This window comes from Thioalkalivibrio sp. ALJ4 (assembly GCF_000377225.1).
In the GTDB taxonomy this organism is placed as follows: Bacteria; Pseudomonadota; Gammaproteobacteria; order Ectothiorhodospirales; family Ectothiorhodospiraceae; genus Thioalkalivibrio.
Genome location: NZ_KB897918.1, coordinates 390441 through 417438, shown reverse-complemented (window position 1 = coordinate 417438; position 26998 = coordinate 390441). Strand labels below are relative to the sequence as shown.

The following is a 26998-nucleotide window of genomic DNA, read 5'->3' as shown; positions in this document are numbered from 1 at the left end:
CCTCAGGCACGCGCGAGCGTGACCGTGGCGTTCGGGGCGCCCAATCGGCCCATGGCCGTCGAGCCCGCAAAGGTCACCGCCAGGCCTACCGGCACGGCGTCGTCCAGGATCAGGGTCAGCTCCGTCTCGGCGCCGGCCTGGCGCAGCTTCACGCGCGAGCCGGTATCAAGCCCGCCGGCGGATTCGGGATGCACGATTACGCACTCGGCCAGCTGGCCCTCGGGGCTGGTCTGCAGTGGCTCGGCACGGCGCACGAGAGCATCCGTGCTGTAGAGCCCCGCCGCCTGCACGCGATACAGGTCGCCCTGCGCCGGCTCCGGAATGGAAATCTGCGCCTTGTTCATGTTGACCGCAGTATCGAAATTGGCATCCGCCAGAAGGCCCTTCAGCTCGTCACGCACCGCGCGCGAGTCGAGATAGTCCATGCCGCGCTGTTCCAGCAGATTCCCGAGCACGCGCCAGACCTTCCAGCCGGGGCGAGTGTCTTCCTGCGCGCGGGCCGCGGCACGGTAGCTCTGCCAACGGCCCTCGGCGTTCACGAAGGTCCCGGAGTTCTCGAAGCTGGTGGCAACCGGGAGCAGTACATCGGCCACGGCTTCCAGATCCGTATTGGCATAGGCGCTCAGTGCGACCACGAAGCCGGCTTTCTCGAGCGCGGCGCGCAGCGCAACCGGATCGGCCCCGTCACGCCCGGGTTCGATACCGGCGACCACGAAGGCATCCCGACCCTCGGCCAGCATCTCGGCCGCGTTCCGGCCGGCGACCTCGACTTCGGCCCCGGCCGGGCCGCGGTGCGGCAGCACGCCGGCCAGCCAGGCACCCGCGGCACTGGCGCCGGCCGGCAGGTATCCCAGACGGGCGTCGGTGTGCTTGGCGATCCAGCCGGCCAGGGCGCGCAGGGTCGCAAAGGCCGGCCCGTGGATCGCGACCTGGCCCAGCAGGACATGGCCCTGCTCGGCATCCAGCAGCGACTTGGCAATGTGTTCGAACGCGGCCCGCGTATCGGCGTCATCGGCCTCGGCGGCCTTGACGACCTTTTCCAGCTTCTTGGGCAGCGACTTGCCGGCGGCGGCCAGTTGCCCGGCCACACCCGCCAGGGCCATGACCTGATCGCGCTCGTGGCCGACCAGCTGGGCCTGAACCGGATAGGTCAGATCCAGCAGCATGTCATTGATCAGGCTGACCCGCGCCCCGCGCGAGGCCGCCTTGCGCAGGCGATGGGCGAGCAGCGGCTGTTCGCGGCGCGGATTGCAGCCCACCAGCAGCACGGCATCGGCCGTATCCAGATCGCTAATGGCCGCGCCCAGGTACGGGAACAGCGGCGCGGCCGCCTCGTCGGAGAAATCCACCTGGTCCAGCCGATGATCGATATCGGTGACGCCCATGCCGCGCAGGACCTTCTGCGCCAGGTAGTGTTCTTCCACCGACAGCGAAGGCGACAGCAGCGCACCGATGCGGTCGGGGGCAGTCTCCTTCAGGCCCTCGACGACATAACTCAGCGCGGTCTCCCAGGAGACGTCCTGCCACTGGCCGTCCACCTTCATGCGCGGGCGGGTCAGGCGATCCTCGGCGTACAGGCCGGTGTAGCTGAAACGGTCGCGGTCGGAGATCCAGGTCTCGTTGACCGCCTCGTTGTCGCGCGGGACCACGCGCATTGCGCGCCCGTCGTGGGTATGCAGGTGGAGGTTGGAACCGACCGCGTCGTGCGGGGCGATGGTCGCGGCCTGCGACAGCTCCCAGGCACGCGCGGTGTAGCGCGACGGCTTGGCGGTCAGCGCGCCAACCGGGCACAGGTCGATCACGTTGCCCGACAGTTCGTGGGCCACGGTCTTCTCTACGTAGGTGCCGATGCGCATATGCTCGCCACGCCCGGTCGCGCCCAGTTCGCGCACGCCGGCGATCTCCTCGCCAAAGCGCACGCAGCGGGTGCAATGGATGCAGCGGGTCATCTCGGTCTCGATCAGCGGACCGATATCCTTGTCCTTCACCACGCGCTTGGCTTCGGTGTACTTGGACACACTGTCGCCGTAGCCCATGGCCACGTCCTGCAGCTCGCACTCACCACCCTGATCGCAGATCGGGCAGTCCAGTGGATGGTTGATCAGCAGGAACTCCATGGTCCCCTTCTGCGCGCGCAGCGCCAGTGGAGACTGGGTGTAGACCTTCATCCCGTCCATGACCGGGGTCGCGCAGGCGGGCAGCGGCTTGGGTGCCTTCTCCACCTCGACCAGGCACATACGGCAGTTCGCCGCCACCGACAGCTTCTTGTGGTAGCAAAACCGCGGAATGCGGATATCGGCATCGTCCGCCACGTCGATCAGCATGGAGCCCTTGGGCGCCTCGATCGTGCGGCCGTCAATCTCGATGCTGACCAGATCCTGCTTCTGATCCTGACTCATGCTCGATTCCTGCTGCGGATGCGCGGGGGGGCGTCAGGCGGCGTCTGCCACCGGGCTCCGACCGTGCTGGATGTAGTATTCGAATTCGTGGCGGAAGTGCTTGATGAAGCTGCGCACCGGCATCGCCGCGGCATCGCCCAGGGCGCAGATGGTATGCCCCTCGATCTTGCTGGCCACGTCGTCCAGGCGCTCCAGATCCTCGGGACGGCCCTGCCCTTCCACGATGCGGGTCAGCATGCGATAGAGCCAGCCGGTCCCCTCGCGGCAGGGCGTGCACTGGCCGCAGGACTCGGAGAAGTAGAAGCGCGAGATGCGCTGCAGGGCCTTGACCATGTCGGCGGTCTCATCCATCACGATCACCGCGCCGGAGCCCAGCATGGACCCGGCCTGGGCGATCGAGTCGAAGTCCATGTTGGCCTTCAGCATCACATCGCCCGGGACCACCGGAACCGACGATCCGCCGGGGATCACGGCCTTCAGCTTGCGCCCGTTCAGCACGCCACCGGCCATCTCCAGGAGGTCCTTGAAAGGCGTGCCCAGAGGGATCTCGTAGTTCCCGGGCTTGTTCACGTGTCCGGAGACGGAGAACAGCTTCTCGCCACCGGACTTGGGCACCCCCAGATCGGCGAACCACTGCCCGCCGTTGCGGATGATCGCCGGGATCGAGGCCAGTGACTCGGTGTTGTTGATCGTGGTCGGCTTGCCGTACAGGCCGTAGTTGGCCGGGAACGGCGGCTTGAAGCGCGGCTGGCCCTTCTTGCCTTCCAGCGACTCAAGCAGAGCCGTCTCCTCGCCGCAGATGTAGGCGCCGGCGCCCAGCGACGGGTGGAGATCGAAATCGACCCCGGAACCGAAGATGTCCTTACCGAGATAACCGGCGTCGTAGGCCTCTTTCAGGGCTGCCGTAAAGCGCGTGTTCACCTCGTCCATGAACTCGCCGCGCATGTAGTTGTAGCCCACGGTCGCGCCGATCGCGTAGCCGGCGATCGCCATGCCCTCGATCAGGGCATGCGGGTTGTACATCAGGATCTCGCGGTCCTTGCAGGTGCCCGGCTCGGATTCGTCCGAGTTGCAGACGATGTACTTCTGGCCCGGGGTGTTGCGCGGCATGAACGACCACTTGAGCCCGGTCGGGAAGCCCGCCCCGCCGCGGCCGCGCAGGTTGGAGGCCTTGACCTCCTCGATCACGTCCTCGGGGGCCATCTTGCCCTTGTAGACCTTCTCCAGCGCCTGGTAGCCGCCGACGCTCTTGTAGGTCTCGAGCGAGGCAGGGTCGTCCAGGTAGCGGGTCGCAAAGCAGATCTGGTTGGCCATGCTACTTCTCCAGACCGTCAAGAATCTCGTCCACCTTCTCGGGGGTGAGATTCTCGTAGTAGACGTGGTCTACCTGCATCATCGGGGCACCACAGCAGGCCGCCAGGCACTCCTCTTCCATCTTCAGGTAGAACTTGCCGTCCGGCGTGCTCTCGCCGAGCTTGATGCCGAGACGATTCTCCAGGTGCTCGATGATCTGTTCCGAGCCGCGCAGCATGCAGGAGATGTTGTTGCACACCATGATGGTGTGCTTCCCAACCGGCTCCAGCTCGTACATCGAGTAGAACGAGCCGACCTCGTACACCGCGATCGCCGGCAGGCCGAGGTACTCGGCCACGGCGTCCATCTTCGCGGTAGAGAGATAGCCGTCCTCGTGCTGCACTGCGCGCAGGGCGCCGAGAACCGCGGAGCGCTTCTGGTCGTCCGGATAGCGCGCCACCCAGGCGTCGATCTCTTCGCGCTCGTGGTGGCTGAGCTCCACCTTCTTGCCGGCGGGCTTGTGGAAGGCGACGGTTTTCTGTTCGGCAGCCATCAGCGGTCGATCTCCCCGAATACGATGTCCTGGGTCCCGATGATCGCGACCACGTCGGCCAGCATGTGGCCACGCGCCATCTCGTCCAGCGCGGACAGGTGCACAAAGCCCGGCGGACGGACCTTCAGGCGATAGGGCTTGTTGGAACCATCCGAGACCAGATACACGCCGAACTCGCCCTTCGGATGCTCGACCGCGGCATAGGCCTCGCCTTCCGGCAGGCACATCCCCTCGGTGAACAGCTTGAAGTGGTGGATCAGGGCCTCCATGTCGGCCTTCATCTCCTCGCGCTTCGGCGGGGTGATCTTGTGATCCTCGAGCAGCACCGGACCCGGATTCTGGCGCAGCCAGTCCACACACTGGCGGATGATGCGGTTGGACTGGCGCATCTCCTCGATCCGCACCAGGTAGCGGTCGTAGCAGTCGCCGTTGACGCCCACCGGGATATCGAAGTCGAGGCGGTCATAGACCTCGTAGGGCTGCTTCTTGCGCAGGTCCCACTCGATGCCGGAGCCGCGCAGCATCGGGCCGGTAAAGCCCAGCTGCATGGCACGTTCGGGATCGACCACGCCGATGCCCACGGTGCGCTGTTTCCAGATACGGTTGTCGGTCAGCAGGGTCTCGTACTCGTCGACGCAACCCGGGAAGCGTTCGGTAAACGCCTCGATGAAGTCCAGCAGCGAGCCCTGGCGAATCCTGTTCAGGTCATCCACCACTTCCTGGGATTTCCAGGAGGACGGCTGGTACTGCGGCATGGTCCCCGGCAGGTCGCGCGCGACCCCACCCGGACGGTAATAGGTCGCGTGCATGCGCGCACCCGAGACCGCCTCGTAGCAGTCCATCAGGTCCTCGCGCTCGCGGAAGGCATACAGGAACACCGCCATCGCGCCGATATCCAGCGCGTGGGCGCCCAGCCACATCAGGTGATTCAGGATGCGGGTAATCTCGTCGAACATTACCCGGATGTACTGTGCCCGCAGCGGGGCCTCGATCTGGAGCAGCTTTTCCATCGCCAGCACGTAGCCGTGCTCGTTGGCCATCATCGACACGTAGTCGAGGCGGTCCATGTAGCCGATAGACTGGTTGTACGGCTTGCTCTCGGCGAGCTTCTCGGTCCCGCGGTGAAGAAGGCCGATATGCGGGTCGGCGCGCTGCACGACCTCGCCATCCATCTCCAGCACCAGGCGCAGCACGCCGTGGGCGGACGGATGCTGCGGCCCGAAGTTCAGGGTGAAGTTGCGAATCTCAGGCATTCTCGGCTCCTTCGCCTGGCTTCTCGCCCTCGCTGTAGCGATGGTCGTCGCGGATCACCTTGGGCACCAGCACACGCGGCTCGATGGTCACCGGCTGGTACACCACGCGCGCCTGTTCGGCGTCGTAGCGCATCTCCACATGACCGACCAGCGGGAAGTCCTTGCGGAACGGATGACCGACGAAGCCGTAGTCCGTGAGGATGCGGCGCAGGTCCGGGTGCCCGGAGAACAGGATCCCGAACAGGTCGAAGGCCTCGCGCTCGAACCAGTTGGCCGAGGCCCAGACCTCCACCAGCGACTCGATCTCGGGGAATTCGTCATCGGCCAGCCAGGCGCGCATACGCAGGCGACGATTGTGCTGGATCGACAGCAGTTGCACGGCCACGGTGAAGCGTGGCCCGTCCCAGAGGCTGTCTTCCGGCGCGTCGTCGAACGTGAAGCGCCCGGAGGTGGCCGCCTCGACCCCGCGGGAGAAACCCGTGTTGGTCGCGGACTCCGTGCCCCATTCGTCCTGGCCGTATTCGAGATAGTCCACGCCACACAGGTCGATCAGCATCTCGAAGCCGAACGCGTCGCGCAGCTTCTCGGCGGCCTCGCGCCAGGACTCCGGCCGGATATCGACGGTGACCTCGTCATATGCCTCCGTGACCGTCTCCAGGGCGTCGCCCAGTTCCGCCCGCAGGGCGTCGATCCAGTTGTCTTGTTCAGCCATCTGAAACCCCGGGTGCGTCAGCGCGCGATGGTGTTCGTGCGCCGGATCTTGTTCTGCAGCTGGATGATGCCGTAGAGCAGTGCCTCGGCCGTGGGCGGACAGCCAGGCACGTAGACATCCACCGGCACGATGCGGTCGCACCCGCGCACCACGGCATAGGAGTAGTGGTAGTAGCCGCCGCCATTGGCGCAGGAGCCCATGGAGATCACCCAGCGCGGCTCGGGCATCTGGTCGTACACCTTGCGCAGCGCCGGCGCCATCTTGTTGACCAGCGTGCCGGCGACGATCATCACGTCGGACTGGCGCGGGCTGGGCCGGAAGATGATCCCGAAGCGGTCGAGGTCATAGCGCGCGGCACCGGCGTGCATCATCTCGACCGCACAGCAGGCGAGCCCGAAGGTCATCGGCCACAGGGAGCCGGTACGGGCCCAGTTGATGAGCTTGTCAGCCGAGGTGGTGACGAAGCCCTTTTCAAGAACGCCTTCTATTCCCATTCCAGCGCCCCCTTCTTCCACTCATAAATGAATCCGACGACCAGAATGAGCAAAAACACGGCCATCGCAAGAAGCCCGAACAGGCCAATGGCATCCAGCGATACCGCCCACGGGAAGAGAAATGCGATCTCGAGATCGAAGATGATGAAGAGGATCGCGACCAGGTAGAAGCGCACATCGAACTTCAGCCGCGAGTCCTCGAAGGCCTCAAAGCCGCACTCGTATGGCGAATTCTTCGCGGCGTCGGGCTTGCGCGGCCCGACGGCCATCCCGACCACCAGCGGCACGATGCCGATCACGATCCCCACTGCGATGAACAGCAGGATGGGTAGATAACCTTCCAGCATGTCTCTCTCCCGTACACCGCCCTCGGGCGGGTCGGTTCGCAGGGTGCCGCGTGGATCCGGCGCGTCCGCGAGCCGTTCTAGCGTTGCTGGTTGAATGCACCGGTTGGTGGCCACCTCGATGGACGAGGCAAGGGCGCATACCGGGCACGGAGTCTAGGTGAACCGTGAAAACGGTGTCAAGTATTTGTAATTTTATAAGTTACTGATTTTATTTTGTTTTGACTCCTGACGCCGATTCTCGAACGTCGCCAGGGGCCTTCGAAATGGTGCAGATGGTGGGACTCGAACCCACACGGCTTTCGCCACTACCCCCTCAAGATAGCGTGTCTACCAATTCCACCACATCTGCCTGTCTAAGAGGCCGCGGTCGCCGGCCTATTCAGGTACGTCGGCCGGGCGGTCGGAGGCCGGGGCATCCGATTCGTCATCCCGGGGTACTGTACCGGGAATGCCTTCCGGAATATCACCCTCCTCGCGCATCTCTTCCGCTTCGAGCTGATCCATCAGGCTTTCGGCCTGAGGCGTCGAGGAGGCGAGATAGGCCAGCGTCAAGCTGTTCACGAAGAACACAACAGCCAGAAACGCGGTCGAGCGGCTCAGAAAATTGGCCGACCCGCGCGCACCGAACACGGTCGCGGACGCACCACTGCCAAAGGCCGCCCCCGCGTCGGCACCCTTGCCATGCTGCATCAGCACGAGGGCGATCAGGGCGATCGAGACCGAGACCTGAACGACCAGGAGCAACCCGTAGATCATGCCGCGACCCGCTCGGCCGCCGCGCGGGCGATCGCGGTAAAGGCATCGGCGTCCAGCGAGGCGCCACCAATCAGCCCGCCGTCGATGTCTTCCAGCGCCAGCAGGCCCGCGGCGTTGTCCGCCTTCATGCTGCCGCCGTAGAGGACGCGTAGATCCGCAGCGACACGCGGGTCGCGGCCCGCCACTCGGTTGCGGATAAAGGCGTGCACTTCCTGCGCCTGCTCGGGCGTGGCGGTCAGGCCGGTTCCGATTGCCCAGACGGGCTCGTAGGCGATGACGGCGCGATCAAAGGTCTCGACGCCGGCGGCATCCAGCACCGCATCCAGCTGCTCGGCCACCACGGATTCGGTGCGCCCGCCTTCGCGGTCACTCTTCTGCTCGCCAACACACAGGATCGGCGTCAGGCCGGCGGCCTGGGCGGCGATGAACTTGGCCGCCACCCATTCGCTGGTCTCGTTCTGGCGCTCGCGCCGCTCGGAGTGGCCAACGATCACGTAACGGCAGCCCGCCTCAGCCAGCATGGAGCCGGCCAGCTCACCGGTATACGCGCCCTTTTCCTGGTCCGAGCAATCCTGTGCACCGACCTCGATCACGCTACCCGACAGGGTCTCGGCAATCTCGGCGAGGTAGACGGCGGGCGGACACACCGCGACGTCGACACCCTGCAGGTCACCCAGACTGCCCTTCAGGGCCGACAGGAGGGCGCGGTTCGCTTCGCGCGAACCGTTCATCTTCCAGTTACCGGCGACCAGCGGCTTGCGCATGCGGATCTTCCTCCTGCGAGAACGGTCGGATCCGCGCGGATACACGGAGTCCGATCATGATGATTAGAGCGGCGGGATGTTACCGGCGCACCCGGTGCAAATCAACCGAGCCCAGGTCCGGGCAAACGGGCGGCCTGTCCCGTGAAGAATCACCCATCGGCCGACGACGCCCGCAGACCGGGATCAAACAGCCGCGCGGATGCTGTCGGCGATGCGCTCGGCGGCCTGACGGGTAATGACTTCGTCCTCGGCCTCGACCATCACGCGCACCAGGGGCTCGGTACCGGACGGGCGCAGCAGGACACGCCCGTGCGCACCCAACTCGGCCTCAACCGCGGCGACCTCGGAGCGCACGGCGGGCGCCTCCAGACAGCCATTGGCCTTGCCCGAGACCGGGACGTTCACGAGGCACTGCGGGAGCTTCGGGATCTTCGCCGCGAGCTCCGCGAGCGAGCAGCCGGTGCGATGCATCAGGTGGGCGACCTGCAATGCCGCAACGGTCCCGTCACCGGTCGTCGTGTGCTCCAGGCAGACGATGTGCCCGGATCCCTCTCCGCCCAGCATCCAGGCGCGCTGACGCAGCTCCTCGAGCACGTAGCGATCACCCACCTTGGCGCGAATAAACGGGATCCCGTGCTCGCCCAGGGCATTCTCGAGCCCAAGGTTGGTCATCAGCGTACCGACCACGCCGCCCTGGAGCAGGCCCGACTGCTGACGATCGAGGGCGAGAATCCCCAGGATCTGGTCACCATCGACCACGTTGCCGTTCGCATCGGCCAGGATCACGCGGTCACCGTCACCATCGAGGGCGATCCCGAGGTCAGCCCCGGAGGCCTTCACCTGCTCGGCCACGACCTCCGGGTACAGCGCGCCCACGCCGGCGTTGATGTTATAGCCATCCGGGCGGGCACCCAGGATTTCCACCTCGGCCCCGAGTTCCTCGAATACCGGCGGGGCGACGTTGTAGGTCGCGCCGTGGGCACAATCGACCACGACACGCAGGCCGCGCAGCTCGGAGCGCGCCGGGATCGCGCTCTTGCAGAACTCGATGTAACGCCCGGCGGCATCGGCGATACGGACGGCCTTGCCGAGGTGGGCCCCGTCCACCGAGCGCTGCGGCTCTTCCAGCCGTGCCTCGATAGCCTCCTCCACCGCATCCGCGAGCTTGTCGCCCTCCGGGGTGAAGAACTTGAAGCCGTTATCGTGAAACGGGTTGTGCGAGGCGCTGATCACCACACCGGCGGTCGCACGGAACGTCCGCGTGAGATAGGCCACCGCGGGCGTCGGCATCGGCCCCAGCAGGGCGACATCCAGGCCCGCAGCCGACAACCCGGCCTGCAGCGCCGACTCGAACATGTAGCCCGAGACCCGGGTGTCCTTCCCCACGAGCACCGGACCCTGACGCTGGGCCCGCGCGCCCAGCACCTCGCCTACCGCATAGCCCAGACGCAGCGCGAATTCGGGCGTCATCGGCCAGTCGCCTGTACGCCCACGAATCCCGTCGGTGCCGAAATAACGCCCCATGCCGCTTGCTTCTCCCTTAATACTGAATACGAATCACGACTGACGGGAGCCCCGCCACGCCTGTGGTGTCAGTGCGGAGTATAGCGCCAGCGCATCGTGTGTCCCTGCGACATCGTGCACACGCAGGACACGCGCGCCGGCCTGCGCCGCCAGTAACGCCGCAATCGCGGAACCGGCGTCACGTTCCTGCACCGGGCAATCCCCCAGCAGGGCACCAATCATCGACTTGCGCGAGACCCCCACCAGCAGCGGGGACCCGAGCTCGGCCAGCGCGGGCAGCGCATGGAAGAGTGCCAGATTGTGCTCCAGCGTCTTGCCGAATCCGAACCCCGGGTCCAGCAACAACTGCTCGGCTGGCACGCCATCGCGCGCGAACGCCTCGCGCCGATCGCGCAGAAACGCGCCCACGTCCCGCGCGACGTCGTCGTAGTGCGGCGCCTGCTGCATGGACTGCGGCTCCCCCTGCATGTGCATCGCGCACAGGGCTACACCCTGCTCGCGGGCGGCGGCCACGGCAGCCTCCCAGGCCCCCTCGGCGCGAAACCCGTTAACGTCGTTCAGCAGCGTCGCCCCGGCCGCCACGGCCTCGCGCATCACGGCCGGCTTCATCGTGTCCACCGACAGCGGGACATCCAGTTCCGCGGCAAGGGCCTCGACCACCGGCAACACCCGCCGCCGTTCCTCGTCCAGTGCGACCGGCTGCGCCCCCGGACGCGTCGACTCGCCCCCGATATCGATCAGGTCAGCGCCCTGCTCCACCATCGTGCGGGCATGCTCCAGGGCCTGTTCCACACGCTGATGCGAGCCGCCATCGGAGAACGAATCGGGCGTGACATTCAGGATGCCCATGATCCGCGGGCGATCCAGCGCCAGCCGATGCCTTCCGCAGCGCAGGACCGCAGGCGCGCCTTCCGTATCCATGCCCATGTCTTTGCCCCCCGCCAAATGAAAAGGCCGCCAAGGAGTCCCTGGCGGCCCATGGTGGCCTTTCGCCACCGGAGTGATACCTCGCTCGATCAGGACTGCGGGGCAGGCCCGCCGACGACACCCTTGCTGTCGTCGTCCTCGCGGCCGTCGTCGGAATCGCCAGCGGGCTCGTCACTCGCCTGCGCCGACCCACCGGAACCGCTGTCGCTGTCCCAGTCCGCCGGTTCTCGGGGCTCGCGTCCGGCCATAATGTCCTCGATCTGCTTGTCATCGATGGTCTCGTACTTCATCAGCGCCTTGGCCATCGCGTGCAGTCTGTCGAGGTTGTCCAGCAGGATCTGCTTCGCATTCTGGTAGTTCGTGTCGATGATCCGGCGCACCTCGGCGTCGATCTGGCGCGCGGTCTCGTCGGACATCGGCTTGGACTTCGCCCCCATCTGCCCGCCGAGGAACGGGTGCCCTTCCTCTTCGCCGTAGTCCAGCGGACCCAGCTTCTCGGAAAGACCCCACTTGGTCACCATGTTGCGCGCAATCTGCGTGGCGCGCTCGATGTCGTTGGAGGCACCGGTGGTCACCTTGTCGTCGCCAAAGATGATTTCTTCCGCCAGACGCCCCCCAAAAAGGCTCGCCAGCTGGCTCTCCAGTCGGGTCTTGGAGTGGCTGTAGCGATCCTCCTCGGGCAGGAACATGGTCACACCCAGGGCCCGTCCACGCGGAATGATGCTGACCTTGTAGACCGGGTCGTGCTCGGGGACCGTGAGCCCGACGATCGCGTGCCCCGCCTCGTGGTAGGCCGTCAGCTTCTTTTCGTCCTCGGACATCACCATGGACTTGCGCTCGGCGCCCATCATGATCTTGTCCTTGGCGCGCTCGAAGTCGCTCATGTCGACCAGGCGCTTGCCGGCCCGGGCCGCAAACAGGGCTGCCTCATTGACCAGGTTCGCCAGGTCCGCGCCGGAGAAGCCCGGCGTGCCACGCGCGATGAGGTCCGGACGCACGTCTTCGGCGATCGGCGTCTTCTTCATGTGGACCTTGAGGATCTGCTCGCGGCCACGCACGTCCGGCGGCGGCACCACCACCTGGCGGTCAAAGCGGCCCGGGCGCAGCAGCGCCGGGTCGAGCACGTCCGGGCGGTTGGTCGCGGCGATCACGATGATGCCCTCGGTGCCCTCGAAGCCGTCCATCTCGACCAGGAGCTGGTTCAGGGTCTGCTCGCGCTCGTCGTGACCGCCACCCATGCCGGCGCCACGCTGGCGTCCGACTGCGTCGATCTCGTCGATAAAGATGATGCAGGGGGCGTGCTTCTTGGCCTCGGAGAACATGTCACGCACACGCGAGGCGCCCACACCCACGAACATCTCCACGAAGTCTGAACCGGAGATACTGAAGAACGGGACCTTGGCCTCGCCGGCAATGGCCTTGGCCAGCAGGGTCTTCCCGGTACCCGGCGAGCCGACCATCAGGACGCCACGCGGGATCTGGCCACCGAGCTTCTGGAACTTGGACGGGTCACGCAGGAAGTCGACCAGCTCGGAGACCTCTTCCTTCGCCTCGTCACAGCCGGCCACGTCGCCGAAGGTAACCTTTACCTGGTCCTCGGACATCAGCTTGGCCTTGGACTTGCCGAAGGACATCGCCCCACGGCCGGCGCCACCGCCACCCTGCATCTGGCGCATGAAATAGATCCACACGGCAATCAGCAGCAGCATCGGGAACCAGGAAATCAGGATGCTCATCAGCAGCGAACGCTCGGCATCCTCCTGTGCATTGATCTCCACATTGTTCTGCAGCAGATCACCGATCAGGCCGGTGTCATTGGGATTGACCGTGGTGAAGCGCTGACCCTCGATGGTCTGGCCACGGATCTTGTCGCCCTCGATGGTGACGCTGTCGATCCGACCGCCCTGCACATCCCGGATGAACTCGGAATAGGTAATACTCCGCACATCCTGCTGCTGTTGCGGGCTGAAGTTGTTGAATACCGACATCAGGACGATTGCGATAACCGCCCAGATGATCAAATTCTTGGCCAGACCGTTCAAAACGCCACCTCGAAAAACTTTTACCTACGTGGATTCCCGCGAGCTTTACACATCCCGAGGGCCGCGCGCCAATACGTACACTTCGCGTGACCGTGGGCGCGAGGCTTGCGGTTTGCGCACCTGCACCTTCTCGAACCGGCGCCGTACCTCGGCCAGGTAGGCGTCCGATCCCTCACCCTGAAACAACTTGACCAGCATCGCACCCCGAGGGTTCAGCACATCGCAGGCCAACTCCAGCGCCAGCTCGCACAAGTGGATCGACCGCGGCTGGTCGATGGCATCCGTACCGGTTAGGTTGGGGGCCATATCGGAAAGCACAAGGTCCGCGCGCTGCCCGTCCAGCGCCTCCAGGATCGCCCCCAGGACCGCATCCTCGCGAAAGTCACCGGTAATGATCGTGGCACCGGGCACGGGGTCCATCGGCAGGATGTCGGAGGCCACGAGCACCCCCTTGCGACCGATCTTCTGGGCGGCGTACTGCGTCCAGCCGCCCGGTGCCGCCCCCAGGTCGACCACGCGCATGCCCGGTTTGAGCAGCCGGTCACGTTCGTCGATCTCCTGCAGCTTGTACACGGCGCGGCCGCGGTAGCCCTCCTGCTGCGCCCGCTGCACGTACGGGTCGTCAAAGTGCTCCTTCAGCCAGCGTTGACTGGAACGGCTACGCTTGGGCACCGAGGTTCTCCTGGCTCAGGCACGCGATCCGCGTGCTACAATTTCCGTGTTCCAATACCGAATCGAATCCCACGTGAATCTGACCGACGCGCAACGCCGCCACCTGCGCAGCCTCGCCCACCCGCGCAAGCCCATCGTAACCATCGGCCGCAATGGCCTGACGGACGCCGTGGTCAAGGAGCTGGAACAGGCACTGGCACATCACGAACTGGTCAAGATCAAGGTCAATATCGGCGACCGCGAGGCCCGCAATGGCACGGTCGAGGACCTGTGCGAACGCACGGGTGCGGCCCTGGTCCAGCGAATCGGCTACGTGGCGACCCTGTTCCGGCGCAATCCGGACGAGCCCAAGGTGACCCTCGACCCGGCCTGATCCCAGCCGCAGGCCGCTACGTCAGTTGACGTAGCGCACCTCGAGGATCTCGTACTCCGTCTCGCCGCCCGGCGCCTGGACGGTCACGACATCGCCCTCTTCCTTGCCGATCAGCGCGCGCGCGATCGGCGAGGACACCGAAATCATGTTCTGTTTGATGTCGGCCTCGTCCTCGCCAACGATCTTGTAGGTCACCTTGCGCCCGTCCTCGGTCGCCTCGAGCACCACGGTCACACCGAACACGACCTTGCCCGTCTGCGGCAGGGCCGTGACGTCGATGATCTGGGCATTGGAGAGCTTGCCCTCCAGCTCGCGGATGCGACCCTCGATGAAGCTCTGCTGCTCGCGCGCAGCGTGGTATTCGGCGTTTTCCTTCAGGTCACCGTGTTCGCGCGCATCGGCGATCGCATTCACCACCCGCGGGCGATCCTCGCCTTTCAGCTTCTTCAGCTCCGCCTTCATCTTCTCGGCGCCGGTGACGGTCAACGGGGTCTTGTTCATGCGCTCTTCCCTCCGAGATTCTCCTGATGGAGGTCCTGCAGCCGGAACACATCGTTCGCCCCCAGATGATCCAAGGCCTGCACCGTGGCACGCGCACCGGCGATGGTCGTGGTATAGCCCACCTTGTGCATCAGCGCCTCGCGCCGAATGGTGTAGGAATCGGAGGTCGACTGCTTGCCCTCCACGGTATTGATAATGAAGCTGATCTCGTCGTTCTTGATCATGTCGACAATATGCGGGCGGCCTTCGGTCACCTTGTTCACGCGCGTGACCGTGATGTCGGCCTCCTCCAGAACCTTCGCCGTACCGCGGGTCGCCAGGACCTCAAATCCCAGCTCGACCAGGCGCCGGGCGACCTCGGCCACATGCGGCTTGTCGATCTCGCGCACCGACACGAAGGCCTTGCCGGTGGACGGCAACAGGACGCCCGCCCCCAACTGGCTCTTGGCGAAGGCCTCGGCGAAGCTGCGACCGACCCCCATCACCTCGCCGGTGGACTTCATCTCCGGCCCCAGGATCGGGTCCACGCCCTGGAACTTGGCGAACGGGAACACCGATTCTTTCACCGAATAGTAGTCGGGGTAGACGGCATCACCCACGCCCTGCTCGGGCAGGGTCTGCCCGGCCATGCAGCGGGCGGCGATCTTGGCCAGCGGCCGGCCGACGCTCTTGGAGACATATGGCACGGTGCGCGAGGCGCGCGGGTTGACCTCCAGCACGTAGATATCGTCGCCCTTGATCGCGAACTGGGTATTCATCAGGCCGACGACCTTGAGCCCCAGTGCCATCTTGCGCACCTGCTCGACCATCTCGTCCTGCAGCTCCAGGGACAGCGAGAAGGGCGGCAGCGAACAGGCCGAGTCACCCGAATGCACGCCGGCCTGCTCGATGTGTTCCATGATCCCGCCGATGATCACGTTCTCGCCATCCGAGATGGCATCGACATCCACCTCGATCGCGTCATCCAGGAAGCGGTCCAGCAGCACCGGGGCATCGTTGGAGACGGACACCGCGTTCTGCATGTAGCTGCGCAGGTCTTCGCGGTCGCGCACGATCTCCATCGCGCGGCCACCGAGCACGTAGGACGGGCGCACCACCAGCGGGTAGCCGATCTCGTCGGCCAGCTTCTCCGCCTCTTCCTCGCTGCGCGCGGTGCGGTTCGGCGGCTGCTTGAGTCCCAGCTTGTTCAGCAGGGCCTGGAAGCGCTCGCGGTCCTCGGCCAGGTCGATCGAGTCCGGGCTGGTGCCGATGATCGGCACGCCGGCCGCCTCGAGATCCCGCGCGAGCTTCAGCGGGGTCTGGCCGCCGTACTGCACGATCACGCCGGCCGGCTGTTCGGTCGCCACGACCTCCAGCACGTCCTCCAGGGTCAGCGGCTCGAAGTACAGCCGATCCGAGGTGTCATAGTCGGTGGAGACAGTCTCCGGGTTGCAGTTGACCATGATGGTCTCGTACCCGTCCTCGCGCATCGCGAGTGCGGCATGCACGCAGCAGTAGTCGAACTCGATACCCTGGCCGATGCGGTTCGGCCCGCCGCCCAGGACCATGATCTTCTGCTTGTCGGTCGGGTCCGCCTCGTTCTCCTCTTCATAGGAGGAGTACATGTATGCGGTCGTGGTGGCGAACTCGGCCGCACAGGTATCCACCCGCTTGTACACCGGGCGCACGCCCAGGCCGTGACGGTGCTTGCGCACGGCCTTTTCGGTCTCGTTGAGGAGCTTGGCCAGGCGCAGGTCGGAGAAGCCGCGCTGCTTCAGGCGGTACATCTCCTCGGCCTTGATGTCGCTCAGGATGCGATCCTTGAGACTCTTCTCGACATCCACCAGCTCCTGGATCTGGGCCAGGAACCAGGGATCGATCGCGGTCAGCTCGAAGATGTCCTGGATCGAGAAGCCGGCGCGGAAGGCATCGGCCACGTACAGCACCTGGTCGGGGCTGGGGTTGGCGAGCTTCGTGCGCAGCTGATCGACGACATCTTCGGCCGTCAGATCAATCCGCTCGTCAAGGCCGTCCATGTCGGTCTCCATCGAGCGCAGCGCCTTCTGGAACGACTCCTGGAAGGTGCGGCCGATGGCCATCGCCTCGCCCACCGCCTTCATCTGCGTGGTCAGACGCGCCTCGGCCTGCGGGAACTTCTCGAAGGTGAAGCGCGGGATCTTGGTGACCACGTAGTCGATGGACGGCTCGAACGAGGCCGGGGTCAGTCCGCCGGTGATATCGTTCTTCAGCTCGTCCAGGGTATAGCCCACCGCCAGCTTGGCCGCGACCTTGGCGATCGGGAAGCCGGTCGCCTTGGAGGCCAGCGCGGAGGAACGCGACACCCGCGGGTTCATCTCGATCACGATCATGCGCCCGTTCTCCGGGTTGATCGCGAACTGCACGTTGGAGCCGCCGGTCTCCACACCGATCTTGCGCAGCACCGCCAGCGAGGCGTCGCGCATGATCTGGTATTCCTTGTCGGTCAGGGTCTGCGCCGGGGCCACGGTGATCGAGTCCCCGGTGTGGATACCCATCGGGTCCAGGTTCTCGATGGAGCAGATGATGATGCAGTTGTCCGCCTTGTCGCGGACCACCTCCATCTCGAACTCCTTCCAGCCCAGCGCGGACTCCTCCAGCAGCACCTGGTTCACCGGCGAGAGATCGAGCCCGTTCTTGACGATGTACTCGAACTCCTCGCGGTTGTAGGCGATACCGCCGCCCGAACCGCCCAGGGTGAACGACGGCCGAATGATCACCGGGAAGCCGATCTTCGGCTGGACCTCCTGCGCCTCCTCCCATGAATGCGCGAGCATCGCGGTCGGGGTATCCAGGCCGATATCGGCCATCGCCGCCTTGAAGTGGTCGCGATCCTCGGCCATGTCGATCGCCGCCTCGTTGGCGCCGATCATCTCCACGCCGTACTTCTCGAGCACGCCTTCCTTCGACAGGTCCAGCGCGCAGTTCAGCGCGGTCTGACCACCCATGGTCGGCAGGACCGCATCCGGGCGCTCCTTCTCGATGATCTTGGCGACCGTCTCCCATTCCACCGGCTCGATGTAGGTGGCATCCGCCATCTCCGGATCGGTCATGATGGTCGCCGGGTTGGAGTTCACCAGGATCACCCGGTAACCCTCTTCGCGCAGGGCCTTGCAGGCCTGGGCGCCGGAGTAGTCGAACTCGCAGGCCTGACCGATCACGATCGGGCCGGCCCCGAGGATCAGGATGCTCTGGATGTCGGTACGCTTGGGCATGTGACGGCTCTCGCAGGCTGTCGAAATCGGAAATTCGGGAGGTGCTTTAGCTGCGCGCGGCGCGCATCATCTCGACGAAGTCGTCGAACGCCGGGGACACGTCGTGCGGGCCCGGGCTGGCCTCGGGGTGCCCCTGCAGGCTGAAGGCCGGGCAGTCGGTGCGGGCGATCCCCTGCAGCGTGCCGTCGAACAGCGACCGGTAGGTCGGCGTCAGCGTATCGGGCAGGTTGTCCTCGTCGATCGCAAAACCGTGGTTCTGCGACGAGATCATCACCCGCCCACTTTCCTCGTGTCGGATCGGGTGGTTCGCCCCGTGATGGCCGAACTTCATTTTCACGCTCTTGCCGCCGCTGGCGATGCCCAGCAGCTGATGCCCGAGGCAGATGCCGAACAGCGGCAGCTTGCGCTCGCAGATGTCGCGGATCGCCTCGATCGCGTAGGTGCAGGGCTCGGGGTCACCCGGGCCGTTGGACAGGAACACGCCGTCGGGCTTCAGCTCCATCACCTCGTCCACCGGCGTCTCGGCCGGCACCACGGTCACGCGACAGCCACGGTCCGCCAGTTTGCGCAGGATGTTCTGCTTCATGCCGAAGTCGTAGGCCACCACGTGAAACTCGGCCTGCTCCGGGTTCACCCGCGCCGGTTCCTCGCCGAGCTGCCAGGTGCCCTCCAGCCATTCATAACGGCTGCGCGTGGTGACCTCGCGCGCCAGGTCCATACCCTTGATGCCGGGGAACTCGCGCGCGGCCGCCAGGGCCGCAGCCTCGTCCACATCGCCGGCCTGGATGCAGCCGTTCAGCGCGCCCTTCTCGCGCAGGATGCGGGTCAGCTTGCGGGTATCGATCCCGCTGATCGCCACGATGCCGTGACGCAGCAGGTAATCCGGCAGCGACTCGCGCGAACGCCAGTTCGACACCAGCGGCGGCAGGTCGCGAATGATCAGCCCGGCGGCATGGGCGCGCGCGGACTCGTCATCCTCCGGGTTGGTACCGGTGTTGCCGATATGCGGATAGGTCAGCGTGACCATCTGCCGGTGGTAGGAGGGATCGGTCAGGATCTCCTGATAACCGGTCATCGCGGTGTTGAATACCACCTCGCCGACCGTCTGGCCCAGGGCGCCAATCGCCTGACCATGAAACACAGTGCCATCTTCCAGGACGAGCAGAGCGGGCGCGGACACGGGGACCTCCGGATGGTCTGGGTCGAGGCCGCCAGGCCATTTGCCGGCGGCGATACTGCGATTCATTCGGGATCTTTGACCCGACCTCGCCCGCACCGTCTACCGGGGCTGGACCCCGCATTCGGACAACGGTTCGGCGGCTGAGTGACGGGTGCGGTTACGCCTGCAAGTGTACGCGAGCGCCGCGCACGACGTCCAACGAGAATGGCCGCTGCGCCCTCGTGGAACGCCTTCAAATACGGCCCTGTCCGGGAGGATCACATCACAGCACCTCGGGGCCAGACATGCGAAAGGGGCCACCCGGGCCCCCTTGCTGAATCTGGCGGAGAGGGAGGGACTACTCGGCACCGCGTGCCTCGCCCTCCGGGTCGTCGCCTGCGGCGACGTTCGGGTGCCGCGGCGCGTCACCCGTCGAACCCGGCTTTCTCATGTATCGAGGGTTCGAATCCCGATAGCTCCGGGGCCAGACATGCGAAAGGGGCCACTCGGGCCCCCTTGCTTGAATCTGGCGGAGAGGGAGGGATTACGCGGCACTGCGTGCCTCGCCCTTCGGGTCGTCGCCTGCGGCGACGTTCGGGTGCCGCTGTGCGTCACCCGTCGAACCCGGCTTTCTCATGTATCGAGGGTTCGAATCCCGATAGCTCCGGGGCCAGACATGCGAAAGGGGCCACTCGGGCCCCCTTGCTTGAATCTGGCGGAGAGGGAGGGATTCGAACCCTCGATACGGGGTTACCGTATACACACTTTCCAGGCGTGCGCCTTCGACCGCTCGGCCACCTCTCCGGTTTGTCCCGCGAAGGCACTGGCCTACGCGAAGCGCGAAAGGGTAAACCAGCGGCGGTCGGTTAGCAATGCGGACACCCGGCACGGGCACCATCAGCCATCCGAGGGCTTGCCCGGGCCGCGGCTGGGGAGCGACGGGAAGGCGTGGACATTGCCACTGTCCTGGCTGGCGTCCCGGATACGGGGCGTGCCGACGGCCGCGACCTCGTCAATCCGGATCAGCGCATGCATCGGCACATGGAAGCGTTCGACCCCCTCGAACTCGGTGCGCAGGCGCTCCTCGGAGGGATCGACTACCACCTGCGAGCGCTCGCCAAACAGCAGATCCTCGACAGTGACAAAGCCGTAGAGTTCGTCCTGATAGACCTCGCGGGCATAGATCTCGTAGACCTTGCCCTGGTTGAGGAAGCTGACGCGGTAACGGGTGGCGGACATATTCATTTGACTCATATTGGGGTAGCAACCGCAGATTGCAACGGGTTGGCGTTGGTCCGGACTGACAATGCCGGTATGATTCGGGCGTTTAACCGCCCAGCGCCTTCGGTACGCCTTCGATGAATCCCTCGCAGGAGCTGCTCGATCTATTGAGCCGCAACAGCCAGCCGTACGAGGACCCGCTCACTCACGTGCGCTGGGACGCGCTGTCGCTGGACGATTTCTGGATCCCGGAGGAGGCTGTCTCGCTCTTCGGCACCCCCGAATACTCGGCGCTGGACGATGCCTGCAAACGGCGCCTGTCGCAATACGAGTTTCTGTACTTCATCAGTGGCGCGCTGTGGCTGGAAGGCCTTTTCATGGAGCGCATCTCGCGCATATCCATGCACTCGGCCGGTCGTCTGGACCGGCTGAATTATCGCCTGCACGAGCTGCGCGAGGAAGCCGGCCACAGCCTGATGTTCATCGAGTTCATGCGCCGCAGCGGGCTGCCCCTGCCGGAACGCCGGTTCCCGAAGCCGAAGCTGGCCACCCTGGTCGGTCGTTTCTCTCCGTTCGAGTCCTCGATCTTCTGGATCGCGGTGATGATCGGCGAAGAGGTCCCGGATCGCATGAACCGACTGATCCGCCAGCACAAGGACTCGATCAGCCCGACGGTGGACGACATCGTGACCCGGCACATGATCGACGAGGCGCGTCACATGGCGCATGCCCGCGACACGCTGGAATCCTATCTGGATACGCTCCCGTCCTGGCAGAAATGGGCCTACCGCCCGCTGATGCGCCGCGTGTTCCGCCAGTTCGTGCATGCGTTCTACTACCCCACCCGCGATATCTACGAACTGGCCGGCCTGCCCGAGGGGCCGGACTATCGCCGCATCGCCCGCGAAAACCCGCGCCGTGCCTCCTTCATCGACACCTGCGTTGACCCCGCGCTCAAGATCCTGCGCGACCAGGGTCTGGTGCTGAACTGGCGCTAGGGAAACACGAACGTGTTTCCCTACCATCCCCGGTGACCACCGGGGCAATTGGGTATGATCCAGTGCCATGGGCACGCATCTGAAACTCCGCCCCCCAAGCAGCACCTGGCGCCAGATCGAACTGGGGCTGTTCATCGTGCTGCTGACCGCCATTGTGCTGCGGGTGTACTACAACCCGCCAGCGGCGCTGGAACAGCTGACCTTTCGTGACGAGTTGCGAGTGGCCCTGGTCGAGCGCCCCCTGGGCCGCTCCGAGCTCGCCGCCACCGCCGGGCGGGACCAACTCGAGCTGGAGCTGCTGTACGGTCTGGCCGAGGAGCTCGACACGCGCCTGCGCGTGACCCGCGTGGACGACGCCGCCACCGCCCATCGCCTTTTGCGCCAACGCCGCATCGACATCGCCGCCGGCCTGCTCGTGCCGCCACACGATCCGTTGATCGAAGCCGGCCCGGAAATCCTGAGCGTGAAGCATGTCGTGGTCTTCTGGAACGAGAACGAACGGGCTACACCGCTGCTGGCGCTGACCGACATACCAGCCGGGGCGCGCGTCGGCATGACCGCACAGGCCCCCGTACCCGAGAGCCTCAGCCAGCCCTTGCTGGCCGAGGTCGGCATGGAACCGGAAACCCCGCCGGGGTTGTCACCGGATCCAGCAACCGAGGCCGAGCCAGCGCCCGAGGGGGGGGCATTCGACCCGAGCGCCTCCCCCCCGGACGGCGACGAAGAAACGGACCAGCCCAATGGCGAACTCATCCCCTACACCAACGCCGAGGCCCTGCGCGAGGCCCTGGAGCGTGGCGAGATCGACTACGCAGTGATGAATTCCCTGGAGTACCGTCGACTGCGGCGCATGCACCCGAACCTGCGTCAGGCACACGAACTGGAACGCAGCGCCGAGGTCCGCTGGCTATTCCCGGCAGGCTTTGATCGTAGCCTTATCGACGCCACCGAGGAGTACATCGCCAGGCTGCGCGACAACCGTGAACTGGAGTTGCTACTCGATCGCTATCTCGGCCATCTGGACACCCACGACCTGGTGGATGCCCTGACCTTCGCGCGCCGCGTCGAGCATCGCCTGGACCAGTTTCGTCCGCTGTTCGAGGAGGCCGGAGAGACCCACGATCTCGATTGGCGTTTCATCGCCGCGGTGGCCTACCAGGAATCCCACTGGAATCCCGATGCAGTTTCCCCCACCGGCGTGCGCGGACTGATGATGCTGACCCAGGTTACCGCCGAGGGGCTGGGCGTCGAGGACCGCACCGATCCGGCCGCGAGCGTCGACGGTGGCACGCGGTACCTGATCGACCTGCGGGAACGGCTGCCGGAATCGATCTCCGAGCCCGACCGCACCTGGATGACGCTGGCTGCCTACAACGTGGGACTGGGTCATCTGCACGATGCCCGGCGCCTGGCGGCCGCCAACGGCGACGACCCGGATCGCTGGCTGGATGTGATGCAATGGCTGCCGCGTCTGGCGCAGTCCGAATGGTACGAGCAGACCCGCTACGGCTACGCCCGCGGCTGGGAGCCGGTCCACTACGTGCGGAACATCCGCAGCTACTACGACAAGCTGGTGCAGCGCTTCCCGGAATCCGAAGAACTCAAGCCGCCCGCCCCCGAGCTCTACCGCCGAACCCCGCTGGCGCTTTAACGACGTAACAGCGGGCTCACGGCTATAGCCGTCGCCGGATGGCGGTCGCGGGCAATTCCCCTATAATCGCGGGCCGAATTCCCGACCGAAAGGAACCTGGATGAGTCCGTCCACTCGCGCCTCGCTTCGGGCCGCCATTGGCCCGGGGCTGCTGATGGCCGGTGCGGCCGTGGGGGTCTCGCATCTGGTCCAGGCCACCCGGGGCGGCGCGGAGTACGGGCTTCTGCTGATCCCGATCGTGCTACTGGCCTGCCTGTTCAAGTACCCGTTTCTGGAGTTCGGCCCGCGCTATGCAGCCGCCACCGGCCATCACCTGCTGACCGGCTACCACCGGCTGGGCAATTGGGCCCTGGGTCTCTACATCGCGGTGACCGTGGGCACGCTGTTCGCCATCCAGGCGGTAGTCACGCTGACCACTGCCGGGCTGGTCACACTGGTATTCGACCTCGACCTCTCGGTCACGCTGGTCTCGGCGCTGGTCCTCGCTGCCTGCATCACCTTCCTGATGATCGGCGCCTACCGCGGCCTGGACCTGGGCATGAAGATCATCATGGCCGCGCTGAGCGTATCCACCGTGGCCGCAGTCGCGCTGGCCTTTCGCGAGGCCCCGGACCTCGCCACCCTGTCCGGTGCCCAGGAGTGGTCGAACCTCTGGACCCTGGCCGGCTTCGCCTTCATCCTCGCGCTTCTGGGCTGGATGCCCATCCCGCTGGACGTGGCCGCCTGGCACTCGATCTGGACCCAGGAGCGCGCCCGCCAGACCGGCCACGCGCCGACCGTGCGCGAGGCCATCTTCGACTTCCGCCTCGGCTATGCGGGCGCAGTGGTGATTGCCGTGGCGTTCATGCTGCTGGGCGCGGTCCTGATGTACGGCAGCGGCATCGGCTTTGCCGCCGGGGCGGCTGCATTCTCGGCCCAGCTGGTGGACCTGTACGCCCAGAGCTTGGGCGAATGGAGCCGCACCCTGATTGCCGTGGCGGCCCTGACCACGATGTTCTCGACCACCCTGGCGGTCACCGATGCCTACCCCCGCGTGATCGTGGCGATCATCCGCACCCTGCGCGAGGACGGCCACGCGCCGCAGACCATGGACCCATCGCGCAAGGGCGAGCGCGGACTCGACTGGTGGGGCTATCGCATTGCGCTGCTGGCCGTGGCCAGCGGTGCGTTGCTGCTGATCTCGCAGGCCGGGGAGCACTTCACGCGGCTGGTGGATATCGCGACGCTGCTGTCCTTCCTCTCCGCACCGATACTCGCGTGGATCACCTTCAAGGTGGTCATGTCGCCGGACATGCCGGAGGCGGCCCGCCCGGGGCGTGGCCTGCGCGGTCTGGCCTGGGCCGGCATCGCGTTCAGCCTGATCTTTTCGCTGCTGTATATCCTCTGGCGTCTGTTCGGCTGACCTCGCACCTCAATCCCTGGTGCCCTCGCCACGGGCATGCAGGCAGAAACGCGCCAGGATCGCGACATCGTGATCGGCCTGCCCGGCCGCCAGCGCCTTGTCTACCGCGTGGCGCACCGGCTCCAGGCCGTCCAGGCTGAGGCCCACCTGCTCGCCCAGACCGGCCACGATGCCCAGATCCTTGTGGTAGAGCCCAGCCTGAAAGCCGGGTTCGAAGTCACCGTCCAGTAGGCGCTGGCCGTGCACCTCGAGGATACGCGAAGCGGCAAACCCACCCATCAGCGCCTCGCGCAGCCGCGCCGGATCGACCCCGGTCTGCTCCGCCAGCGCGAAGGCCTCGCCAATGGCGACCAGGGTCTCGCCCACCACCAGCTGGTTGCAGGCCTTGGTGATCTGACCGGCCCCGCTGGCCCCGACATGCGTCAGCGTCGAACCCACGATGTCGAAGATCGGCCGCAGCCGATCGACCGCCTCCTCCGGGCCACCAACCATCAGGCTGAGCGTGCCGCTACGGGCCCCCGGCTCGCCGCCGGACACGGGCGCATCCACAAACACCACCTCCCGTTCTGCCGCGGCCTGCGCAATCGCGCGGGTGCGGATCGGGTCGATCGTGCTGTGGTCGACCACCAGCAGCCCCGGGCGGGCGTGCTCGAGCACCCCATCCGGGCCCAGCATCAGCTGCTCCACATCCGGGGTGTCAGAGACGTTCAGTACCAGCACGCGCACGCTGGAGACCAGTTCCGCCAGACTGGAGGCGGCCCCGGCACCCTCGGCTACCAGGGACTCCGCCGCCTCCGCCCGACGCGCCCAGACCCGGATATCCGCCCCGGCACGCAGCAGATTGCGGGTCATGGGGGCCCCCATGATGCCCAGGCCCACGCAGCCGATCGGCTGCAGTGCTTCGGGGAGGCTGGATGCAGTGGTCATGGCGAGGACTCCTGGCGAGGGACGGCCATCGAATGGGCGTCCAGTGGTTTCGAAAGCCCCACACTCTAGCAACCTACACAACCGGAGGGTGGAGACCGCGAGGCATCGCCGAACACCCCCTGGTCGGCTGACTTCTGGCGTTTGTTCAAGTCATGACCGTCAGTTTTGGCGGCCCGCTGGTCCGGCTGACGGATTTCTCCGAAGTAAACGTCATGGGTCTGGCGAACTCTCGCCGAACCCCCCCCGGCTCGCCCTGACCGCAGCCCGCCTCGTCCTCCCCGCCCTGCCCACCCAGTCACCGCGACAGCCCTGAACCCAATCCCCCGCCCATGGCTTCACTGAGACCTCCGAACGGTTTTTTATTATTTAATTATTTACCGTATTTCATGATGCGATTATCTTTAATTAGATCGGAATAATTACCCCGCGTTCCCGTCCTACCCACAACTGGATTCAAAAAGCCACGGAAGCAAAAGGGTCCAGTGTGCTTCCTAGAAGCTCGGCATACGCCACACCGAATATGTAAAAGAACGGGAATACCGCAAGGAGCCCACCAATGAAGAAAGCTTTTATCCTGCCTCTGGCCCTGACCGCCGCCGCCATGCTCACCCTTCCCGGCGCCGCCATGGCCGACTACGGCGAACAAAAAGTCGTCTATCACGTGAACTACAACGACATGGACCGCCACATGGCCGCCATGGGCAACATCCAGAACCACATCAATGCCGTGGGCGCGGAAAACATGGAGATCCGAGTGGTCATGCATGGCCCGGGCCTGCACCTGCTGCGCAACGCCAAGGAGAGCGAAGACCTGGCCGCCCGCATCGAAGAGCTGAAGATGCAAGACGTTGATTTCAATATCTGCAATGTCACCGTCACCCGGGGCAACGTGGACATCTCGGAAGAGCTTTTCGATGCCACCGAAGACGACCTGGTACCTAGCGGAGTCGGCGAGATCGGCCACCTTCAGACGCAGGGCTTCGTTTACCTGCGCCCGTAAGTACCACATTTCCTCCAAGCCACCGAGTGTTCTCCCGGTGGCCCTTTGGGCTCGGCCTTGGCCGGGCCTTTTTCTTGAGCGGAACCAGGTTTCCAGAAGGAAATACACAACCACAATTCCAGTCTTTATTTGAATATAGAAATACCCGCAAAAATCAGTCGGACCAGCCGGAATAAGAACCCCGTTAACGCGTCATATCAAAGCCGGACAAAGCAGCCCCAAAGGGAAGCACCGGCTGCAAAATAAAAGGAAAATCCCAACCGGGACCTTGAACGAGGAAAACGCGTCATGAAGCACCTGCATATTATCGCCCTGGCTCTGGTCTCCTTCCTGCTGATCGCCCCGGCGACCGCGCTGGCGGAATACGGCGAACAGAAGGTGGTCTACCACGTGAACTACAACGACATGGACCGCCACATGGCCGCGATGGGCAACATCCAGAACCACATCAATGCCGTGGGCGCCGACAAGATGGACATCCGCGTGGTCATGCATGGTCCGGGCCTGGGCCTTCTGCGCAATGCCAAGGAGAGCGAGGACCTGGCCGGCCGCATCGACGAACTGAAGCTGCAGGGTGTTGATTTCAACATCTGCAACGTCACCGTCACCCGCGGCAATATCAGCATCGCCGACGAGCTCTACGATGCCTCCGAGGACGACATCGTCCCCAGCGGTGTGGCCGAGATCGCCCATCTGCAGCAGCAGGGCTTCGTCTACCTGCGCCCGTAAAGCGACACCTGCCATCACACGCACGTTTGTCGTCTGAAGGCCCGGCAGCTGCCGGGCCTTTTTTGTGCCCG

Annotated in this window: 24 protein-coding genes, 2 tRNA genes and 1 other RNA gene; 6 read left to right on the top strand and 21 right to left on the bottom strand. The window is 65.3% G+C overall.

Annotated elements, in window-relative coordinates; genetic code table 11:
• Positions 1 to 2: 2 nt before the first annotated feature.
• The 14 genes from nuoG to rlmE form a co-directional block, all read right to left on the bottom strand.
• Positions 3 to 2399, bottom strand: a complete 2397-nt coding sequence (gene nuoG / locus C936_RS0108150; RefSeq protein WP_018138273.1) for an NADH-quinone oxidoreductase subunit NuoG — start codon at positions 2397 to 2399, stop codon at positions 3 to 5.
• Between the two features lie 33 nt (positions 2400 to 2432).
• Positions 2433 to 3713: an NADH-quinone oxidoreductase subunit NuoF gene (gene nuoF, locus C936_RS0108145; protein WP_018138274.1), complete on the bottom strand. Its 1281-nt coding sequence runs from the start codon at positions 3711 to 3713 to the stop codon at positions 2433 to 2435.
• Between the two features lies 1 nt (position 3714).
• Positions 3715 to 4245 carry an NAD(P)H-dependent oxidoreductase subunit E gene (gene nuoE / locus C936_RS0108140; protein WP_018138275.1) on the bottom strand — a complete coding sequence of 177 codons (531 nt, stop codon included), beginning with the start codon at positions 4243 to 4245 and terminating at the stop codon, positions 3715 to 3717.
• The gene (locus C936_RS0108135; RefSeq protein WP_018649008.1) at positions 4245 to 5498 is read right to left on the bottom strand and encodes an NADH-quinone oxidoreductase subunit D; all 1254 of its coding nucleotides are present in this window, start codon (positions 5496 to 5498) and stop codon (positions 4245 to 4247) included. The genes nuoE and C936_RS0108135 overlap by 1 nt, the downstream gene beginning before the upstream one ends.
• Complete coding sequence (locus tag C936_RS0108130) at positions 5491 to 6210, bottom strand: NADH-quinone oxidoreductase subunit C (RefSeq protein WP_018138277.1); 720 nt, start codon at positions 6208 to 6210, stop codon at positions 5491 to 5493. Before C936_RS0108130 ends, C936_RS0108135 begins: the two co-directional genes overlap by 8 nt.
• A gap of 17 nt (positions 6211 to 6227) precedes the next feature.
• The gene (locus tag C936_RS0108125) at positions 6228 to 6704 is read right to left on the bottom strand and encodes an NADH-quinone oxidoreductase subunit B family protein (RefSeq protein WP_012982122.1); all 477 of its coding nucleotides are present in this window, start codon (positions 6702 to 6704) and stop codon (positions 6228 to 6230) included.
• A complete protein-coding gene (locus C936_RS0108120; RefSeq protein WP_012982121.1) occupies positions 6695 to 7051 on the bottom strand; it encodes an NADH-quinone oxidoreductase subunit A in 357 nt (118 codons plus the stop codon). Before C936_RS0108120 ends, C936_RS0108125 begins: the two co-directional genes overlap by 10 nt.
• A gap of 264 nt (positions 7052 to 7315) precedes the next feature.
• Positions 7316 to 7400 (bottom strand) — tRNA-Leu (locus tag C936_RS0108115).
• 26 nt (positions 7401 to 7426) lie between these two features.
• Positions 7427 to 7807 carry a preprotein translocase subunit SecG gene (gene secG, locus C936_RS0108110; RefSeq protein WP_018138278.1) on the bottom strand — a complete coding sequence of 127 codons (381 nt, stop codon included), beginning with the start codon at positions 7805 to 7807 and terminating at the stop codon, positions 7427 to 7429.
• Complete coding sequence (gene tpiA, locus C936_RS0108105) at positions 7804 to 8571, bottom strand: triose-phosphate isomerase (RefSeq protein WP_018649009.1); 768 nt, start codon at positions 8569 to 8571, stop codon at positions 7804 to 7806. Before tpiA ends, secG begins: the two co-directional genes overlap by 4 nt.
• Positions 8572 to 8754: 183 nt before the next feature.
• Positions 8755 to 10095 carry a phosphoglucosamine mutase gene (gene glmM, locus C936_RS0108100; protein WP_018649010.1) on the bottom strand — a complete coding sequence of 447 codons (1341 nt, stop codon included), beginning with the start codon at positions 10093 to 10095 and terminating at the stop codon, positions 8755 to 8757.
• Positions 10096 to 10128: 33 nt separating this feature from the next.
• Complete coding sequence (gene folP / locus C936_RS0108095; protein ID WP_018174733.1) at positions 10129 to 11022, bottom strand: dihydropteroate synthase; 894 nt, start codon at positions 11020 to 11022, stop codon at positions 10129 to 10131.
• 89 nt (positions 11023 to 11111) lie between these two features.
• A complete protein-coding gene (ftsH, locus tag C936_RS0108090; protein ID WP_018138282.1) occupies positions 11112 to 13064 on the bottom strand; it encodes an ATP-dependent zinc metalloprotease FtsH in 1953 nt (650 codons plus the stop codon).
• A 45-nt stretch (positions 13065 to 13109) separates the two neighbouring features.
• Positions 13110 to 13736 (bottom strand): 23S rRNA (uridine(2552)-2'-O)-methyltransferase RlmE, encoded by a 627-nt coding sequence (gene rlmE / locus C936_RS0108085; RefSeq protein WP_018138283.1) that lies wholly within the window; start codon positions 13734 to 13736, stop codon positions 13110 to 13112.
• A 73-nt stretch (positions 13737 to 13809) separates the two neighbouring features.
• On the opposite strand from rlmE, the gene yhbY reads away from it, so the two are divergent.
• Positions 13810 to 14109 carry a ribosome assembly RNA-binding protein YhbY gene (gene yhbY, locus C936_RS0108080; RefSeq protein WP_017925966.1) on the top strand — a complete coding sequence of 100 codons (300 nt, stop codon included), beginning with the start codon at positions 13810 to 13812 and terminating at the stop codon, positions 14107 to 14109.
• Between the two features lie 21 nt (positions 14110 to 14130).
• Here yhbY and greA read toward each other — a convergent pair whose 3' ends face one another.
• The 6 genes from greA to C936_RS0108055 form a co-directional block, all read right to left on the bottom strand.
• Positions 14131 to 14610, bottom strand: coding sequence for a transcription elongation factor GreA (gene greA, locus C936_RS0108075; RefSeq protein ID WP_018138285.1), 480 nt, complete (start codon positions 14608 to 14610; stop codon positions 14131 to 14133).
• A complete protein-coding gene (gene carB, locus C936_RS0108070) occupies positions 14607 to 17840 on the bottom strand; it encodes a carbamoyl-phosphate synthase large subunit (protein WP_018649011.1) in 3234 nt (1077 codons plus the stop codon). The genes greA and carB overlap by 4 nt, the downstream gene beginning before the upstream one ends.
• A gap of 46 nt (positions 17841 to 17886) precedes the next feature.
• Positions 17887 to 19020, bottom strand: coding sequence for a glutamine-hydrolyzing carbamoyl-phosphate synthase small subunit (carA, locus tag C936_RS0108065; protein ID WP_026182198.1), 1134 nt, complete (start codon positions 19018 to 19020; stop codon positions 17887 to 17889).
• Positions 19021 to 19526: 506 nt separating this feature from the next.
• Positions 19527 to 19678, bottom strand: a non-coding RNA gene (locus C936_RS14605) — RtT sRNA.
• Positions 19679 to 19712: 34 nt separating this feature from the next.
• Positions 19713 to 19803, bottom strand: a tRNA-Ser gene (locus C936_RS0108060).
• Between the two features lie 93 nt (positions 19804 to 19896).
• Positions 19897 to 20238 (bottom strand): DUF1820 family protein, encoded by a 342-nt coding sequence (locus C936_RS0108055; RefSeq protein ID WP_018138288.1) that lies wholly within the window; start codon positions 20236 to 20238, stop codon positions 19897 to 19899.
• Between the two features lie 119 nt (positions 20239 to 20357).
• Between C936_RS0108055 and C936_RS0108050 the strand changes: the two genes are divergently transcribed.
• The 3 genes from C936_RS0108050 to C936_RS0108040 all read left to right on the top strand — a co-directional run bounded on the left by C936_RS0108050 (position 20358) and on the right by C936_RS0108040 (position 24271).
• Complete coding sequence (locus C936_RS0108050) at positions 20358 to 21218, top strand: diiron oxygenase (protein WP_018174730.1); 861 nt, start codon at positions 20358 to 20360, stop codon at positions 21216 to 21218.
• A 67-nt stretch (positions 21219 to 21285) separates the two neighbouring features.
• Positions 21286 to 22869: a membrane-bound lytic murein transglycosylase MltF gene (gene mltF / locus C936_RS0108045; protein ID WP_018138290.1), complete on the top strand. Its 1584-nt coding sequence runs from the start codon at positions 21286 to 21288 to the stop codon at positions 22867 to 22869.
• A 100-nt stretch (positions 22870 to 22969) separates the two neighbouring features.
• Positions 22970 to 24271 (top strand): NRAMP family divalent metal transporter, encoded by a 1302-nt coding sequence (locus C936_RS0108040; RefSeq protein WP_018649012.1) that lies wholly within the window; start codon positions 22970 to 22972, stop codon positions 24269 to 24271.
• A gap of 9 nt (positions 24272 to 24280) precedes the next feature.
• Here the strand turns inward: C936_RS0108040 and C936_RS0108035 are convergent, their stop codons facing one another.
• Entirely contained in the window at positions 24281 to 25198 is a 918-nt protein-coding gene (locus tag C936_RS0108035; protein ID WP_018138292.1) for an NAD(P)-dependent oxidoreductase, read from the bottom strand.
• Between the two features lie 556 nt (positions 25199 to 25754).
• On the opposite strand from C936_RS0108035, the gene C936_RS0108030 reads away from it, so the two are divergent.
• On the top strand, positions 25755 to 26198 hold the full coding sequence (locus C936_RS0108030) for a DsrE family protein (protein ID WP_018649013.1): 444 nt from the start codon (positions 25755 to 25757) through the stop codon (positions 26196 to 26198).
• 288 nt (positions 26199 to 26486) lie between these two features.
• Complete coding sequence (locus C936_RS0108025) at positions 26487 to 26927, top strand: DsrE family protein (protein WP_018649014.1); 441 nt, start codon at positions 26487 to 26489, stop codon at positions 26925 to 26927.
• Positions 26928 to 26998: the final 71 nt, after the last annotated feature.

What these genes read in the sequence shown, in the direction of transcription:
- nuoG (WP_018138273.1), bottom strand. Translation starts at nt 2,399, where the DNA reads ATGAGTCAGGATCAGAAGCAGGATCTGGTCAGCATCGAGATTGACGGC.
- nuoF (WP_018138274.1), bottom strand. Translation starts at nt 3,713, where the DNA reads ATGGCCAACCAGATCTGCTTTGCGACCCGCTACCTGGACGACCCTGCC.
- nuoE (WP_018138275.1), bottom strand. Translation starts at nt 4,245, where the DNA reads ATGGCTGCCGAACAGAAAACCGTCGCCTTCCACAAGCCCGCCGGCAAG.
- C936_RS0108135 (WP_018649008.1), bottom strand. Translation starts at nt 5,498, where the DNA reads ATGCCTGAGATTCGCAACTTCACCCTGAACTTCGGGCCGCAGCATCCG.
- C936_RS0108130 (WP_018138277.1), bottom strand. Translation starts at nt 6,210, where the DNA reads ATGGCTGAACAAGACAACTGGATCGACGCCCTGCGGGCGGAACTGGGC.
- C936_RS0108125 (WP_012982122.1), bottom strand. Translation starts at nt 6,704, where the DNA reads ATGGGAATAGAAGGCGTTCTTGAAAAGGGCTTCGTCACCACCTCGGCT.
- C936_RS0108120 (WP_012982121.1), bottom strand. Translation starts at nt 7,051, where the DNA reads ATGCTGGAAGGTTATCTACCCATCCTGCTGTTCATCGCAGTGGGGATC.
- secG (WP_018138278.1), bottom strand. Translation starts at nt 7,807, where the DNA reads ATGATCTACGGGTTGCTCCTGGTCGTTCAGGTCTCGGTCTCGATCGCC.
- tpiA (WP_018649009.1), bottom strand. Translation starts at nt 8,571, where the DNA reads ATGCGCAAGCCGCTGGTCGCCGGTAACTGGAAGATGAACGGTTCGCGC.
- glmM (WP_018649010.1), bottom strand. Translation starts at nt 10,095, where the DNA reads ATGGGGCGTTATTTCGGCACCGACGGGATTCGTGGGCGTACAGGCGAC.
- folP (WP_018174733.1), bottom strand. Translation starts at nt 11,022, where the DNA reads ATGGGCATGGATACGGAAGGCGCGCCTGCGGTCCTGCGCTGCGGAAGG.
- greA (WP_018138285.1), bottom strand. Translation starts at nt 14,610, where the DNA reads ATGAACAAGACCCCGTTGACCGTCACCGGCGCCGAGAAGATGAAGGCG.
- carB (WP_018649011.1), bottom strand. Translation starts at nt 17,840, where the DNA reads ATGCCCAAGCGTACCGACATCCAGAGCATCCTGATCCTCGGGGCCGGC.
- C936_RS0108055 (WP_018138288.1), bottom strand. Translation starts at nt 20,238, where the DNA reads ATGTCCGCCACCCGTTACCGCGTCAGCTTCCTCAACCAGGGCAAGGTC.
- C936_RS0108050 (WP_018174730.1), top strand. Translation starts at nt 20,358, where the DNA reads ATGAATCCCTCGCAGGAGCTGCTCGATCTATTGAGCCGCAACAGCCAG.
- mltF (WP_018138290.1), top strand. Translation starts at nt 21,286, where the DNA reads ATGGGCACGCATCTGAAACTCCGCCCCCCAAGCAGCACCTGGCGCCAG.
- C936_RS0108040 (WP_018649012.1), top strand. Translation starts at nt 22,970, where the DNA reads ATGAGTCCGTCCACTCGCGCCTCGCTTCGGGCCGCCATTGGCCCGGGG.
- C936_RS0108035 (WP_018138292.1), bottom strand. Translation starts at nt 25,198, where the DNA reads ATGACCACTGCATCCAGCCTCCCCGAAGCACTGCAGCCGATCGGCTGC.
- C936_RS0108030 (WP_018649013.1), top strand. Translation starts at nt 25,755, where the DNA reads ATGAAGAAAGCTTTTATCCTGCCTCTGGCCCTGACCGCCGCCGCCATG.
- C936_RS0108025 (WP_018649014.1), top strand. Translation starts at nt 26,487, where the DNA reads ATGAAGCACCTGCATATTATCGCCCTGGCTCTGGTCTCCTTCCTGCTG.